1 protein-coding gene is annotated in these 820 nt (G+C 63.9%); it reads right to left on the minus strand.

The features are described from left to right. A partial coding sequence (gene lipA, locus A7A09_RS20445; RefSeq protein ID WP_106693109.1) for a lipoyl synthase occupies nucleotides 1-807 on the minus strand: 807 nt, incomplete at its 3' end. Nucleotides 808-820: the final 13 nt, after the last annotated feature.

Raw genomic sequence — 820 nt, forward strand, 5'->3', positions numbered from 1 at the left:
GGGCGTGACGAAACGGTCGAGCCGGTGATGTTTCGAGGTCGGCTGCAAATATTGGCCTATGGTGATGAAATCGATATCGGCGGCGCGCATGTCGTCCATCACCTGCAGCACGCTTTGCCGATCCTCGCCCAATCCGACCATGATGCCGGATTTGGTGAACATGGTCGGATCCAGCTCCTTGACCCGCTGCAGCAGCCGCAGCGAATGGAAATACCGCGCACCCGGGCGCACCGACGGATAAAGCCCCGGGACGGTTTCCAGATTGTGGTTGAACACGTCGGGCCGCGCCTCGACCACGGTTTCCAGCGAGCCGGGTCTGGATTTCAGGAAATCCGGCGTCAGCACCTCGATAGTCGAATCCGGCGAGCGATGGCGGATGGCGCGGATGGTCTGGGCGAAATGCTCGGCCCCGCCATCGTCCAGGTCGTCGCGATCGACCGAGGTGATGACGACGTGGTTCAGCCCCAGTTTCTGCACCGCGTGGGCGACCCGCCCCGGCTCGAACACGTCCAGCGCATCGGGCTTGCCGGTGATGACGTTGCAAAAGGAACAGCCGCGCGTGCAGATCTCGCCCATGATCATCATGGTGGCGTGGCCCTGGCTCCAGCATTCGCCGACATTGGGGCAGCCGGCCTCTTCGCAGACCGTGGACAAGCGGTTCTCGCGCAGGATGTCACGGGTCTGCTTGTAGCCCTCGGATGTCGGGGCCTTGACCCGGATCCAGTCGGGTTTCCGGGGCTGCGACTGATCGGCGCGATGGGCCTTTTCCGGATGGCGCAGGCGGGGCGGGGTCGTCGTCTCGGTCATCTCCGACCTTTCG

The sequence above is a fragment of the Paracoccus methylarcula genome (assembly GCF_003007735.2).
GTDB classification, from domain to species: domain Bacteria; phylum Pseudomonadota; class Alphaproteobacteria; order Rhodobacterales; family Rhodobacteraceae; genus Paracoccus; species Paracoccus methylarcula.